The 13,469-nt window shown below is 72.4% G+C and carries 11 protein-coding genes; 6 read left to right on the top strand and 5 right to left on the bottom strand.

Annotation, left to right across the window (positions count from 1 at the left end; translation table 11 throughout):
• Positions 1–183: hypothetical protein (locus HF577_RS33080; RefSeq protein WP_211175222.1), on the bottom strand; the 183-nt coding region annotated here is incomplete at its 3' end.
• 111 nt (positions 184–294) lie between these two features.
• On the opposite strand from HF577_RS33080, the gene HF577_RS33075 reads away from it, so the two are divergent.
• Together HF577_RS33075 and HF577_RS33070 are read left to right on the top strand one after the other, a co-directional pair.
• Entirely contained in the window at positions 295–1,212 is a 918-nt protein-coding gene (locus HF577_RS33075) for a pentapeptide repeat-containing protein (protein WP_169399933.1), read from the top strand.
• Positions 1,209–2,330 carry a helix-turn-helix domain-containing protein gene (locus tag HF577_RS33070; RefSeq protein ID WP_169399932.1) on the top strand — a complete coding sequence of 374 codons (1,122 nt, stop codon included), beginning with the start codon at positions 1,209–1,211 and terminating at the stop codon, positions 2,328–2,330. Before HF577_RS33075 ends, HF577_RS33070 begins: the two co-directional genes overlap by 4 nt.
• Positions 2,331–2,693: 363 nt before the next feature.
• Here HF577_RS33070 and meaB read toward each other — a convergent pair whose 3' ends face one another.
• On the bottom strand, positions 2,694–3,662 hold the full coding sequence (meaB, locus tag HF577_RS33065) for a methylmalonyl Co-A mutase-associated GTPase MeaB (RefSeq protein WP_169399931.1): 969 nt from the start codon (positions 3,660–3,662) through the stop codon (positions 2,694–2,696).
• 27 nt (positions 3,663–3,689) lie between these two features.
• Complete coding sequence (locus HF577_RS33060; RefSeq protein ID WP_169399930.1) at positions 3,690–4,880, bottom strand: acetyl-CoA C-acetyltransferase; 1,191 nt, start codon at positions 4,878–4,880, stop codon at positions 3,690–3,692.
• A 139-nt stretch (positions 4,881–5,019) separates the two neighbouring features.
• On the opposite strand from HF577_RS33060, the gene mce reads away from it, so the two are divergent.
• From mce to HF577_RS33040, 4 genes are all read left to right on the top strand, one after another.
• The gene (mce, locus tag HF577_RS33055) at positions 5,020–5,457 is read left to right on the top strand and encodes a methylmalonyl-CoA epimerase (RefSeq protein ID WP_169399929.1); all 438 of its coding nucleotides are present in this window, start codon (positions 5,020–5,022) and stop codon (positions 5,455–5,457) included.
• Between the two features lie 111 nt (positions 5,458–5,568).
• A complete protein-coding gene (gene ccrA / locus HF577_RS33050) occupies positions 5,569–6,900 on the top strand; it encodes a crotonyl-CoA carboxylase/reductase (RefSeq protein ID WP_169399928.1) in 1,332 nt (443 codons plus the stop codon).
• Positions 6,901–6,990: 90 nt separating this feature from the next.
• Complete coding sequence (locus HF577_RS33045; RefSeq protein ID WP_169399927.1) at positions 6,991–8,265, top strand: coiled-coil domain-containing protein; 1,275 nt, start codon at positions 6,991–6,993, stop codon at positions 8,263–8,265.
• Between the two features lie 480 nt (positions 8,266–8,745).
• A complete protein-coding gene (locus tag HF577_RS33040; protein ID WP_169399926.1) occupies positions 8,746–9,618 on the top strand; it encodes a helix-turn-helix domain-containing protein in 873 nt (290 codons plus the stop codon).
• A 13-nt stretch (positions 9,619–9,631) separates the two neighbouring features.
• Here HF577_RS33040 and HF577_RS33035 read toward each other — a convergent pair whose 3' ends face one another.
• Both HF577_RS33035 and HF577_RS40295 read right to left on the bottom strand, forming a co-directional pair.
• On the bottom strand, positions 9,632–9,940 hold the full coding sequence (locus tag HF577_RS33035) for a hypothetical protein (RefSeq protein ID WP_169399925.1): 309 nt from the start codon (positions 9,938–9,940) through the stop codon (positions 9,632–9,634).
• A gap of 16 nt (positions 9,941–9,956) precedes the next feature.
• Entirely contained in the window at positions 9,957–13,343 is a 3,387-nt protein-coding gene (locus tag HF577_RS40295) for a 3-hydroxybutyryl-CoA dehydrogenase (RefSeq protein ID WP_407692266.1), read from the bottom strand.
• Between the last annotated feature and the right edge of the window lie 126 nt (positions 13,344–13,469).

Below are 13,469 nucleotides of genomic sequence, written 5' to 3'. Positions count from 1 at the left end.
CCCGGCCCCCGGCCGTCGCCGGTGGCGCCGACGACCGCCGGGCCACGACCGCATGGTGCGGCTGCGCGTGGACCGCGTGGCCGCGCGGCGCCCGGCCCGGCGCCGCCCTCCCGCGTAGTAGCCGCTGACCGCTCCCCCGGCCGACCCCGCGAGCACGCAGACCGAGTACGTCGTCAGATCCATCGTCGTCCCTCCTCCACCGCTGTTGACGCCTGTTGCGGCAACAGCGTTGACAGTAGGTGGCGACCCCGACAGTCTGAGCGACGACGGAGAGATCGACGGCGAGGAGCTGACGTGCGAGGCCGGATCCTGCTGGGAGCGAGCGTGCTCGCTGCCCTCGTCGTCACCGCGTGCACCACGGTGGTGCTGCTGCTGGTCGAGCCCGCCGTGTCCCCGGCCGAGGCGATCAAGACCGGTGGCCTCAGCGGTGGCGCCGTCGTCGCCCTCTACGCGCTCTGGCTCAACGACCGCAGGCGCCGCACCGAGGAGGCGCGCCACGAGCTCGAGACCGAGAAGGTGGCGGACGAGCGCTTCGCACGGTCGGTCGAGCTCCTGGGCAACGAGGCCGACCAGGTGCGCGTCGGCGCACTGCACGCGCTGGTGTGGCTCGCCGAGTCCAGTCCCCGCTACAAGCAGACGGTGCTCGACGTGCTGTGCGCGTACCTGCGCAGGCCCTTCTCGCATCCGAGCTACGCACTGCGGGCTGACGACCCCGACCAGGCGCCCGCCACCGGGGACGCCCCGGACGCCGACCTGGAACGGCAGGTCCGGCTCACCGCCCAACGGCTGATCACCGATCTGCTGCCGTGGGGGACGAACCAGGACCCACGCGCCTACCATCTCGATCTCACCGGCGCGAGCCTCGAGTACTTCCGGCTGGAGGGCCGCAGGATCGGGCGGCTCACGGCCCGGCGCACGCGGTTCTACGGCATCACCCGGCTCGGCGGCGTCGAGGCGAGCAAGCCCGCGATGTTCTCCGGTGCCTCCTTCCTGGGCAAGGTGGACATGCGCGACTCCCGGTTCGGCGGAGGGGTCTCCTTCCAGGGCGCCACCTTCTGCGGCGAGGCGGTCCTCCAGGGCGCCTCCGCTGCCACCTTCGTCGATGTCGACAGCACACCACCGGAACGGCACTCCGGTGTCCTCACCGTCGCCGAGGGCACCAGGGTGGCGGGCGACCGGGCGAGCTGGCCGCTCGCCTGCACGCCGGCATGACCAGCGGCGCGGGGTCCACGAGCCTGCGGTCCGCCAGGGCGGCGCGCAGCTGGTCCCAGGCCGACGCGGCCAGGCAGCTGGCGGCGCTCGGCCGCGCCACAGGCACCCCCGTCGCGGCCGCGGCGAGCCTGAAGACGCTCCTCTCCCGCTGGGAGAACGGCCACGCCCTGCCCGAGCCGCACTACCGGTCGCTGCTGGCCGAGCTGTACGGCCGCTCCCCTGCCGATCTCGGAATCGCCGGGCCGCCACCGGCCGACGCCGCCTCCACGGCACCCGCCCGGCTCCGGGCGGCGGTCGCCGCGGCCGCAGCCGTCGGCGACACCGGTGTCGAGCTGTGGTGGGAGCAGCTGGCGATCGCCGGCCGGCTCGACGACGAGGTGGGCGCAGCCGGAGCGGGCGAGCTGGTGCGCGCGCTGGTCGAGCAGCTCGACGAGACGCTCGTCCACAGCCTGGTGGCCGGCCACCGGGTGGAGGTGGCGGCCGTGCTGGCCGGGGCCGCAGCACTGGCCGGGGCCCAGGAGCTCGACAGCGGCCGCCCCGACGAGGCCTGGCGCCGTTACGACCGCGCCCGCACCGCCGCGCGGGAGGCCGGCCTTCCCGAGGCCGTCGCCACGGCCGGGCAGGCCGCCGTGCTGGTCGACGTCGGTGAGCCCGGAGCCGCCGTCGGGCTGCTCGAGCGGGCCGGCCCGGCCACCTCAGCGCCCGCCCAGGTGCGGCTGGAGGCAGCACATGCCGTCGCCCGCGCCGCGGCGGGTGACGACGCGGCCGCCCGCCGGGCCATCGCGGCGGCCGAACAGCGGCTGCGGCGCGCACCGGTCGACGTCGCCGCTCCCCGCGGCATCCCGGTCGTCGAGCTGGCCGACCTGCACCGCTGGCACGGCCGCACCCTGGTCGAGCTCGGCGACGCCACGGCGGTCGAGCCCCTGGAACGGGCACTCGCCGCCGCTCCCCGATCGGTCCGCCATCGGGCCGCCGTCCACGCCGACCTCGCGCTCGCACTCGCGCCGGCCCGGCCGCTCGACGCGGCCGAGCACGCCCGCCGGGCGAGGGAGCTCGCCCGACGCATCGGCTCGGAGCAGACCACCGCCCGCCTGGCCACACTGAGCCCGCCCCCGTAGCTCGCCCGGGTACACATCCCCGGGTCGGTGGCCAGCCGGCGAGTCGCCCGTCCCACGCGCGCGAGTCGCCCGTCCCACGCGCGCGAGTCGCCCGTTCCGCGCGCGCGAGTCGCCCGTTCCACGCGCGCGAGTCGCCCGTTTCCTACTGCAGGCCGCCAGGTGACAGCGTCGTGGTCCCGTGTCGCTGATGTGCGGCCGCAGATAACGCGTCGTGTGTCCATGTCGCGGCCTGGGCGTCCCCCGGACCGGCCCGCGCGCTCCTCCGGATCGTGACGCTGTTCCGGCGCGTCGTGGTCCCGTAACGCTGTTCCGGTACGGCCTGAAGCCGCGTCATGTGTCCATGACGCGGCCGGGGCGTCAGGGTCAGGGTGGGGTGACCTCGGCCGTCAGTTCGTCAGCTGCGCGGTAGGGGTCCAGCTCGCCGTCGAGCACCCGCTGCGCCAGGTCGCAGAGCCCGTGCGCCCCACGGAGGTCGCCGATCCGGGCGCGGACCTGGTCGAGGGTGATGGCCTCGATCTCCGCCTCGGCGCGCCGGAGCCGCCGCCGCTCCCGCTCGCCCACCGCGTCGAGCCAGTCGCGGTGGGCGTCGAGCGCGGCCACCAGGTCGCCGACTCCCTCCCTGCGCGCGGCGACGGTGCGCACCACCGGTCGCTCCCAGCCGCCGGCCGGGGGCTCCCCGAGCGAGAGCATGTGCCGCAGGTCGCGAATCGCCTGGTCGGCGCCGTCGCGGTCGGCCTTGTTCACCACGAACACGTCGGCCACCTCGAGGATCCCCGCCTTGGCCGCCTGGATGCCGTCGCCCGTGCCGGGGGCCAGCAGGACCACCGTGGTGTCGGCGAGCGAGACCACCTCCACCTCGGACTGTCCCACCCCCACGGTCTCGATCAGCACCACGTCGCAGCCCGCCGCGTCGAGCACCCGCAGGGCCTGCGGGGTGGACCACGCCAGCCCGCCCAGGTGCCCCCTGGCGGCCATCGAGCGGATGAACACCCCGTCGTCGGTGGCGTGCTCTCCCATCCGCACCCGGTCGCCGAGCAACGCGCCACCGGAGAAGGGCGAGGACGGGTCGACGGCCAGCACGCCGACGCGCCTGCCCTGGGCCCGCAGCGCGCGGACCAGCACCGATGTGGAGGTCGACTTGCCGACACCCGGTGGCCCGGTCAGGCCCACCACGTGGGCCCGCCCGGTGTACGGGGCAAGTGCGGCGGCCACCTCACGCAGCTGCCCGGTGTCGCCGCCGTCCTCCACCAGGGAGATCAGCCGCGCGACGGCCAGCTGTTCACCACGCCGGGCCCGGCCGACCAGGTCGGCCACCGCCACCCGGCGCGCCATGGCAGTGGGGGTCGTCGGCTCGCAGGGTCAGCTCGCCGCCGGCACGCGGATGACCAGGGCGTCGCCCTGCCCACCGCCGCCGCAGAGCGCCGCCACGCCGACACCGCCACCACGGCGCCCGAGCTCCAGCGCCAGGTGCAGCGCGAGGCGGGCACCGGACATCCCGATCGGGTGGCCCAGCGCGATCGCGCCCCCGTTGACGTTGACCTTCTCGGGGTCGACTCCCAGCTTCTTCGTGGACACCACGCCCACCGCCGCGAACGCCTCGTTGATCTCGATGAGGTCGAGGTCGGAGACGTCGATGCCCTCCTTGGCGCACGCGACCCTGATGGCCTGGGCCGGCTGCTCGTGCAGGCTCGCGTCGGGGCCGGCGACCACGCCGTGCGCCCCGATCTCCGCGATCCAGGTCAGCCCGAGCTCCTCGGCCTTCGCCCGGCCCATGACCACCACCGCGGCGGCGCCGTCGGAGATCGGCGAGGACGAGCCCGCGGTGATCGTGCCGTCGGAGGAGAAGGCGGGGCGCAGCTTCCCGAGGCCCTCGGCGGTGGTGGTGCCACGGATGCCCTCGTCGGTGTCGACGACGACGGGATCACCCTTGCGCTGGGGCACCGTGACCGGAGTGATCTCCTGGGCGAACGTCCCGTCCACCGAGGCCTTGGCCGCGAGCTGGTGCGAGCGGGCAGCGAACGCGTCCTGCTCCTCGCGCGTGACGTCGTAGCGGGAGTTGTACTTCTCCGTGGACGCACCCATCGCGACCTGGTCGAAGGCGCAGAAGAGGCCGTCGTGGGCCATGTGGTCGAGCATCGTGACGTCGCCGTACTTGAACCCGGCGCGGGACTTGGGCAGCAGGTGGGGAGCCTGCGTCATCGACTCCTGGCCGCCCGCCACCACGATGTCGAACTCACCCGCCCGGATGAGCTGGTCGGCCAGTGCGATGGCGTCGAGCCCGGACAGGCACACCTTGTTGATGGTGAGCGCGGGAACGTCCATCGGGATGCCCGCGCCGGCGGCCGCCTGCCGGGCCGGGATCTGGCCGGCACCCGCGGTGAGGACCTGGCCCATGATCACGTACTGGACCTGGTCGGGGGCGACACCCGCCCGTTCGAGCGCCGCCTTGATGGCGAACGACCCGAGCTGGGCCCCACTGAAGTCCTTCAGCCCACCCGAGAGCTTTCCCATCGGGGTACGGGCCCCTGCCACGATCACGGATCCGGACACGATCGACCTCCAGCGGCTGCGACGGCGCGGGCAACAACGATACCCGTGCTGACCCCGATGATCCCGGTTCACGACACCGCAGGAGTGGTGACGCCTCGCACAACCGCACGTCAACGCCGTACCGGGTTACATTCCCGCCATGGGAGAGCACACCGTCCTCGCGGTCGACCACGTCGGGATCGCCGTCGCCGACCTGGATGAGGCCATCGCCTGGTACGCCGACACGTTCGGACTGGTCGCGACGCACGAGGAGACCAACGAGGAGCAGGGGGTGCGCGAGGCGATGCTGTCCGCACCCGGCGACGCCGGGGCCGCGGTGCAGCTGCTCGCCCCGCTGCGCCCCGACTCCGCGATCGGCAAGTTCCTCGACCGCAACGGCCCGGGGATCCAGCAGATGGCCTACCGCGTGGCGGACATCGAGGCCACCAGCGCCGCGCTGCGGGACAAGGGCATGCGCCTGCTGTACGACGAGCCCCGCCGGGGCACCGCAGGCTCCCGCATCAACTTCGTGCACCCGAAGGACGCGGGAGGCGTGCTCGTGGAGCTGGTGGAGCAGGCGGCGACCGACACCCACTGACGGAAGTGGCGCTGGTCACTCCCGCCGAACGAACCCGCCGGATACCATACTACGCAGTAACCTGTGGGATACCACGCACTCTCGACGCGACTCGAGCCAACGGAGGCCAGCGTGCAGGAGATCCTCGACGCGATACTCGCCGACCAGGACGCCGCCCTCGGCGGACTCGACGTCCCGGAGCACTACCGCGGCATCACCGTGCACGCCGACGAGACGGAGATGTTCGCGGGCATCCCGACGCGCGAGAAGGACCCGCGCAAGAGCCTCCACCTCGACGAGGTGCCCACCCCGCAACCGGGGCCCGGCGAGGCGCTGGTTGCCGTGATGGCCAGCGCCATCAACTACAACACGGTCTGGACCTCGATCTTCGAGCCGATGCCGACGTTCGGCTTCCTACGCCGCTACGGCAGGCTCTCACCGCTCACCAAGCGCCACGACCTGCCCTACCACGTGGTCGGCTCCGACCTGGCCGGCGTCGTGCTGCGGGTGGGCCCCGGCGTCAACCTGTGGAAGCCCGGCGACCGGGTGGTGGCCCACTGCCTCTCGGTGGAGCTGGAGAGCCCCGACGGGCACAACGACACGATGATGGACCCCCAGCAGCGCATCTGGGGGTTCGAGACGAACTTCGGCGGCCTGGCCGAGCTGTCGCTGGTCAAGTCCAACCAGCTCCTGCGCAAGCCCCAGCACCTGACGTGGGAGGAGGCGGCGAGCCCCGGGCTCGTCAACTCCACCGCCTACCGGCAGCTCGTCTCCCGCAACGGCGCCGGCATGAAGCAGGGCGACACGGTGCTCGTCTGGGGGGCGTCCGGCGGGCTCGGCTCGTACGCCACGCAGTTCGCGCTGAACGGCGGCGGCACCCCGGTCTGTGTCGTCTCCTCGCCGGAGAAGGGCGCGATCTGCCGCGCGATGGGCGCCGAGCTGATCATCGACCGCAGTGCGGAGGGTTACCGGTTCTGGAAGGACGAGCACAACCAGGACCCGACGGAGTGGAAGCGCCTCGGGGCCAGGATCCGTGAGCTGACCGGCGGCGACGACCCGGACATCGTCTTCGAGCACCCGGGCCGGGAGACGTTCGGCGCCAGCGTCTACGTCGCCCGCCGGGGCGGCACGATCGTCACCTGCGCGTCGACGACCGGCTACGAGCACACCTACGACAACCGGTACCTCTGGATGAACCTCAAGCGGATCATCGGCTCGCATTTCGCCAACTACCGGGAGTCGTTCGAGGCGAACCGGCTGGTCGAGAAGGGCCTCATCCACCCGACGCTGTCCAAGGTGTACCCGCTCGCGGAGACCGGCCAGGCCGCGTTGGACGTCCACACCAACAGCCACCAGGGCAAGGTCGGGGTGCTGGCGCTCGCCCCCTCCGAAGGACTCGGCGTGACCGACCCGGAGAAGCGCGCGAAGCACCTCCACGCGATCAACCGCTTCCGCGGCGTCTGATCGCAAGTCCTTCCCACGAGCGGGTGAGGGCATTCACCATCGTGGTTGCACCTGGGGACGCTCCCAGGCGTGCCCGGTACGGTGACCTCCATGCCCGCAGACCCCGTTCCGTCCTCGACCGACACCGGCTTCGAGGTCGTGCGAAGGGGTTACGACCAGGGCCAGGTCGACACTCACCTGCGCACTCTGGACGCGCACATCAGCATCCTCGTCACCGACCGCAACGCAGCGCTCGAGCAGGCGGGCCAGCTCGCCAGGGAGCTCGACGAGGCGCGGGTGCGGGCGGAGAAGCTACGTGCGCAGGTCCGCACGCTGGTGAGCCCGGGGCACAACGTGCAGGGCATGAGCGAGCGGATGCGCACGATGCTGCGGCTGGCCCAGGACGAGGTCGCCGAGATGCTCAGCCGGGCCGAGACCGAGGTCAGCAGGCGCATCACCGAGGCCGAGGCACAGAAGACGCAGATCATCGCCGCGGCGCAGGCCGAGGCGGAGACGATCGAGGCGCAGCGGGCGGAGGCCCTCGCCGAGGCCCGCGCCGAGGCCGAGGCGACCACGGCCCAGCGGACGGAGATCCTCGCCGCGGCGCACGCCGAGGCGGAAGCGATCAGGGCGCAGAAGGCGCAGATCATCGCCGACGCCCGGGCCGAGGCGGAGACGATCGTCGCCGCGGCGAAGGCCAACGCCGATGAGCTCACCCGGGACCTCGAGCGGGCCCGCGCCGAGCTCGACCTCGAGCGCCGGATCACCCACGAGCAGCTCGCCGCGGAGCAACGCGAGGCACAGCAACGGCTCGCCGACGAGCTCGCGATGGCCGAGCAGGACAGGGCCCGCGCCTGGGCCGAGTCGGAGGCGCGCCGCGCCACGGCCGAAGAGGACTTCGTGATCGCCCTGGACCAGCGCCGCTCCGAGGCGCTGGCCGCGATCGCCGCGGAACGGCAGGAAGCCCACCGCCAGGCGGAGGAGCTGCGCACGGCGGCCGCAGCGCGCTACCGCGAGGAAGAGGAGAAGGCGAAGGCGATCGGCCGCGCGGTCGTCGGCGACGCAGAGAACCGGCTCGGCGAGCTCATCGAGCTGCGCAAGCGGATCAGCGAGCAGCTGGGCGACGCCCGGGTGATCCTCGACCGCGCGCTCGTCACCCTGACCGCGCCGAGGGAACAGCCCGCCGTTAATCAGGGCCGGGCCGAGAACGGTGTGGTGCCTGCTCCTCGGGATCCCGCCGCCCCCGCTACCGCCGAGAACGGCTCGGACGCGGGCGCCGGCGGCGACGACAGCAGCGACGCCAGCAGCAGCAGGGAAAGCACGGGCATCGACCCCAACGACGCGCGCCCCCGTCCTCGTCCCCGGGCGGCGGCCGGCCGCCGCTGAGCGGGTCAGCGGCCCAGCCGCTGACCTCCCGGCCGATTCGTCGGGCAGTCCGCGCACCTCGGCTGCTCCGCTGAGTTCCGACGATCCTGCTCGTCGAGCCACACCTGGTGGCGGGCGGCGGCGATCCTCTTCCACGCCTCGTGCCGCGCCACGGTGTCCATTCGCCCGATGATCAGGGCAATTCCTACCAGTACAGCGATTCCGACGACCGCCATCATGGTCAACATGGTCCGTACCCCCTTCGTCGAGGGGCGACCCCGCTACCCGCCCCGGGTCGGAGTCGGGAGCCGCAGATCCAGGTTGCGCTTCGGAATCCTCGACTTGCAAGGCAATACTGGGAATCCCACATCGTTCCACCTGTACAGCGCACCCGGACGTCACCCTCCGATGGGATTCCAAAAAGCAAGTACCTGATCGGCGCTGTCATCATTGGACCGCCAGAGTGGACACTCCGCATCCGGACATGATCGGAGGCGGGAAATGGCGCCTGACGAGGGTCCCCTGCTGCCCCGCCGACGGCTCGGTGCAGAGCTACGCCGTATCCGGGGGCACCGCACTCTCGACGAGGTCGCCGACGCCACCCTCATCTCCACGTCCAAGCTCAGCAGGCTGGAGAACGGCCAGGGAGCTCCCCAGCCGCGCGACATCCGCGACCTCATCGTGTTCTACGACGTCGACACCGCCACTGCCGACCGGCTGCGGCAGTGGGCGGGGGCAGGGCGGCGGCAGGCCTGGTGGAAGCAGTACTCCGACGTGGTGTCGCCGCCGCTCAACGCCTACCTCGACTTCGAGTCGGGAGCGTCGACGATCAGGGCATTCGCACTCTCCCTCATTCCCGGTTTGCTCCAGACCGCGGAACACGCCGGGCATCTTCTCGGGAAACTGCCGCCGCCGAGAACTGCCGAGCAGATCCAGCGGTTGATCGAGATCCGCGGTCGGCGGCAGGAACTGCTGCTGGCCGCACGCAGCCGCACCCGGCTCATCACCGTGATCGACGAAGGCGCGCTGCACCGTAAGGTCGGATCTCCGGCGGAGATGCACGCGCAGCTCGATCAGCTGCATCGCCTTTCGCTGCTCCGCAACATCACCATCCAGATCCTCCCCTACGACGCCGGGGTGCACGCCGGCCTGCTGGGCATGTTCACCGTCTTCCAGTTCGCCGACGACGTCGACCGCGACATCGTCGCGATCGAGACCCATTCCGGGCAGCGTTACCTGAAGGAACAGTCGAGCGTGCAGGAGTACCTGCGGATGTTCGACGGGCTGAGCCACCGGGCGCACGATCCCGACGAGTCGCGGGAGCTGCTCGAGAAGATCATGTCCACCCTCCCCGCCCCGAAGGACCCTCGCTGATCCCCGGTCGCCGTCACCGCCACCGCCGCCGGCCCGGCCCGCGCCGGTCGCGGGCCTGCCAGCAGGGGGCGTGCCAGTGCCTGCGCTCCTCCACCGACCCGAACTCGGCGGCGGGCCACGCCACGACGTGCGGGGCGCCGGCCGGGATCAGGTGGTCGCAGCCGGGGCAGCGGTAGGTCTTCGCCGACGACGAACCCGGGACGCTGCGCACCATCCACTCGCCGTCGGACGCGCTCTCGACCCGCGTGAGGGACGCCGACCGCAGCGGGACGTGCTCGGTGCGCCCCGGCGTCGGGCGGCGCGGGCGGTTGGATCTGGGCACGGCGAGCGCAACAGCCTCAGCGCGCCGCGTAGTCCCGGAAGCCGTGCCCGGTCTTGCGGCCCAGCCTTCCCGCGGTGACCAGGTGCTCCAGCAGCGGGGCCGGGGCGAGACCGGAGAGCCGGAACTCCTGGTAGAGCGACCGCTGGATGGCCAGCGAGACGTCCAGACCCACCACGTCGAGCAGCTCGAAGGGCCCCATCGGCAGCGCACAGCCGGTCTTCATGGCGGCATCGATGTCGTCGGCGGTGGCGTAGTGCGCCTGGAGCATCTTCACCGCGTCGTTGAGGTAGGGGAACAGCAGCGCGTTGACGATGAACCCGGCCTGGTCGCCGCACGACACCGGCACCTTCCCCAGCCGCTCGCACAGAGCGCGGGCCGATGCCGCCACCTCGGGGGCGGTGGTGATCGTCGAGACCACCTCCACGAGCTTCATCTGCGGCGCGGGGTTGAAGAAGTGCAGCCCGACGACGTCCTGCGGGCGGGACGTGGCGGCGGCGCACTCCACCACCGGAAGCGACGACGTGGTGGTGGCGAGGATCGCGCCCGGCTTGCAGACCTCGTCGAGTGCCCCGAACACCGCCCGCTTGACGTCGAGCTCCTCGGCGATCGCCTCGACGACCAGGTCGACGTCGGCGAGGCCCTCCAGGTGCGTGGTGCCGGTGATCCGGGCCAGCGCGGCGTCGCGGTCGTCCTCGGTGGCCCGGCCGCGCACCACGGCCTTGTCCAGCGACTTGCGGACCGTGGCCACGCAGCGGTCGATCTTGGACTGCGAGCGCCCACGCACGATCACGTCGAACCCGGCTCTGGCGAACACCTCGACGATGCCCGTGGCCATGGTGCCGGTGCCGATCACCCCGACGCGCTGCACGTCGCGGCCGGCCACCTCGGGAGCACCGGCACCGGACGGGGTGAGGGCGTCGGGCACGACCTCGGAGCTGTGCGGCTTGGCGTAGGTGTAGAAGCCACGGCCGGTCTTGCGCCCCAGCAGGCCCGCGGTGGTCATCTGCCGGAGCACCGGGGCGGGGGCGTGCATCAGGTTGCGCGACTCGCGGTACATCGTGTCGAGGATCTCGTAGCTGGTGTCGATCCCGATCAGGTCGAGCAGGGCCAGCGGGCCCATCGGGTAGCCGCAGCCGTACCGCATGGCGGCGTCGAGGTCCTCCCGGCTCGCGTAGTGCGCCTCGTACATCTGCGCCGCGTGGTTGAGGTACCCGAACAGCAGCGCGTTGGCGATGAACCCGGCACGGTCGCCGATGACGACCGGCACCTTGTCGAGGGTGGCGGCGAACGCCCGGACGTCGTCCACGACGTCCTGCTCCGTGACGACGGTGCGCACCAGCTCCACGAGCTTCTGCACCGGCGCCGGGTTGAAGAAGTGCATCCCGATGACCTTGCCGGGGCGCCCGGTGCGCACCGCGAGCTCGGTGATCGAGAGCGACGAGGTGTTGGACGCGAGGATCGCGTCGGGGCAGCACACCGCGTCCAGCTCAGCGAACAGCGTGGCCTTGAGGTCGAGGTGCTCCGGCACCGCCTCGACCACGAGGTCGACGTCGGCCAGGTCGGCCAGCGACGTGGTGGTGGCGATCCGGGCGAGCAGCTCGTCGGCGTCCTGCTGCGTCAGCTTGCCGCGGCCGACAGCGCGCGCGGTGGACGTCTCCAGGTGCGTGCGGCCCCGCTGGACCGCCTCGTCGTCCACCTCCGCGGCGACCACGTGCAGCCCGCTGCGAGCGAACACCTCGACGATGCCCGCACCCATCGTGCCCAGACCGACCACACCGACCGTCCGGAACTCCCGTGCCACCGTCCACCTCCCGTTCACCGAGGACAATCCCCGGGATCCTCGCATTACAGAGGCGCGCACGGGCGGCCGTGTGACTGCCCAGACCCGGACGCGCCGGTGCCGTCTACGGCCGTGTCGCAGCCGCACGATCCCGAGCAGTGCCTTCATCCCGCGCGAGGTGCGCCGGAAGCTGGTGACGGGGATGGGCAGCGCGAACCGCTGGCGCGCCACGGCCTGCGGACGCGTGAACTCACGCAGCCCGTCGGCACCGTGGATGCGTCCGAAGCCGGAGTCGCCGACACCCCCGAAGGGCAGGCTGGGGATGCCCGCGAAGGAGATCACCCCGTTGATCGACACCATCCCGCAGCGCAGCCGCGCCGCGATCTCCTCGCCGCGGCTCTTCGAGAACACGGTGGCGCCCAGGCCGTACCCGGTGGCGTTGGCCCGGCGCACGGCCTCGCCGACGTCGGGCACCCGGTTGACGACGAGCAGCGGCCCGAACGTCTCCTCGGTGACCGCGGTGCTGTCCTCGGGCACGTCGACGATCACCACCGGCTCGACGAACGGCCGCTGGACCGACTCCGCCCCGCCGACCACCGCACGCCCGCCGCGGGCGAGGGCGTCCTCCACGTGGCGGCGCACCACGTCCACCTGCGACGGCATCGTCATCGGCCCGAAGTCACCGGTCGACCCGGAACGCAGGCCGCGCGCCCCGGCCACCACCTTCTCGGTGAACGCGTCGGCCACCGCGTCGAGCACGTACACCCGCTCGACGCCCACGCAGGTCTGGCCCGCGTTGGACATGGCGCCCCACACCGCCGCGTCGGCGGCCGCTCCGAGGTCGGCGTCGGCGTCGACGATCAGCGCGTCCTTGCCACCGCACTCGATGACCACCGGGGTGAGCCTCTCGGCGCAGGTGGCCATCACGCGCTTGCCCGTGGCGGTGGAACCGGTGAACGCGATCTTCCCGACCCCCGGGGCCCGGCAGAGCGCGGCGCCGGTCTCGCCGAAGCCCGTGACGACCTGCAGCAGGGGCTGCCCGTCCACGATCTCCGCGAGGGTGTCGGCCAGCGCCACACCGACGCCGGGCGTCAGCTCACTCGGCTTGAAGACCACCGCGTTCCCGGCGGCCAGCGCGTAGGCGATGGAACCCATCGGGGTGAACACGGGGTAGTTCCACGGGCCGATCACGCCGACCACCCCGATCGGCACGTACGTGATGCTCGCGGCCTGGTTGCTCATCAACAGCCCGGCGGAGACCATGCGGCGGCGCAGCACCTTCTCGGCGTGCTTCGCGGCCCAGTCCAGGTGGTCGATCGCCAGTACGAGCTCGAGGCGCGCGTCGTCGAGCGGCTTCCCCGTCTCGTCGGAGACGACCTGGGCGAGGTCGTCGATGCGGCGCACCAGTGCCTTGCGCCACTCGCCCAGCCTCCGACGGCGCTCGGCGAAGCCCAGCCCGGCCCACCACTGCGCGGCACCCGCGGCCCGCGCCACGGCCGCCTCGACGGCGGCGGCGTCGTGCACGGGGTGCGTGCCGACCACGTCGCCGGTCCGCGGGTCGAGCGACTCGAACGTGGCCGAGGTGCCGCTGACGCCGGGAGCGGGCGTTTCGGTGGCGGTCATTACCCATGAGTAGGGGCAGCGGCAACCGGCCCGCAGGCGCGCGTGCCGGGGCCCGGGGAACGTGCAGCAAAGCCACTTTGCGGCAACGAGGTTGCATGAAAGTGGCTTTGCTGCAACGGGCGGGGC

Origin of the sequence: Pseudonocardia xinjiangensis (assembly GCF_012911925.1) — a bacterium.
Taxonomy (GTDB): Bacteria; Actinomycetota; Actinomycetes; order Mycobacteriales; family Pseudonocardiaceae; genus Pseudonocardia; species Pseudonocardia xinjiangensis.
This window is presented reverse-complemented; position numbering and strand designations above follow the sequence as displayed.